This is a genomic window from Mesorhizobium sp. M7A.F.Ca.CA.004.04.2.1 (assembly GCF_004022825.1).
In the GTDB taxonomy this organism is placed as follows: Bacteria; Pseudomonadota; Alphaproteobacteria; order Rhizobiales; family Rhizobiaceae; genus Mesorhizobium.
On the sequence record NZ_RZPH01001482.1, the window covers coordinates 1 to 989 of the forward strand.

Consider the following 989-nt stretch of genomic DNA (forward strand, 5'->3'; position numbering starts at 1 on the left):
CTATACGGGGAGTCGAGGCGTGGTCCGCGCAGCGGACGAAAAGCCAACTGCTTGGCTTTTCGAACAACGAACGCCCGGCAGGGCGATGAGGGGCGGCGCCGATCTCGGTGATTGATGGTTTCCGCCACAAGTCGGACTTGGCCGAAGCGATTGCCCTTGCCAACCGTCGCCTCCCCTTGCGTCTGTCCCGCTTTGATGGCTGACTGTCGCGCCAGAGCAGTTCACCGTTTCATGGAACGGTGAACTACTCTAACTCTTTGTTTTGACGCAATTCCGGACGGAAAACCGTTCACACTTTTCCTGGAATTGCTCCAGGCGCCGCATTGGGGGATGGGGATGGCGACGGCGAAGCACGTAATGAAGCGCATATTGATGATGTTGGCCGGCTACTTCGTATCGGTGCTGGTCGGCCTGATCGCCATCGCGGTGATCTATGGCGTGCTCAGTTCCTTGCCCAACGCGCCCAGCTATTTCGACGTCATGGGCGTTTCGCCGATCGCGGTGCTGCTGGTGCCGCCGCTCGGCATGTTCGTCTATTTCCTGACCATCGTGGTGACCGCGCTGCAGACGCTGATCTTCGCGCTGATCGCCGAGTTCTTCTCGCTGCGCAATGTCCTGCTGCATATGGTTTTCGGCGCCGGCGCCGCGGTCGGCGGCTTCGCCTTGATCTGGCCGAGCGCGCCGGAGGATATGGACCCGGAGCGTTGGGTCGACATCGGCATCATCGCCGCTGCCGGCCTTGTCGCCGGGTTGCTCTATTGGCTGATCGCCGGGCGCGACGCCGGCTTCCGGCGGCCACTGTTCGAGCGCTACTAGCTTGCAGACTCACAATCGCGGAGCCACGCCGATCGGCTCATGCGGAGCCTTGAAACAGATTCCGCCGCAATATGAAGGCAGTAGAAACGACCTCAAAATCGGTCGCTTCTTGCTGCGCCCGAGAGCAGGCATGGCTCGTCATCGTCATGGCGCTGCTGTTCCGAGCGCAGCGG

General features: G+C 61.4%; 1 protein-coding gene. It reads left to right on the forward strand.

The features are described from left to right. Nucleotides 1–330 precede the first annotated feature (330 nt). A complete protein-coding gene (locus EN893_RS35550; RefSeq protein ID WP_164749075.1) occupies nucleotides 331–816 on the forward strand; it encodes a hypothetical protein in 486 nt (161 codons plus the stop codon). Nucleotides 817–989 lie beyond the last annotated feature (173 nt).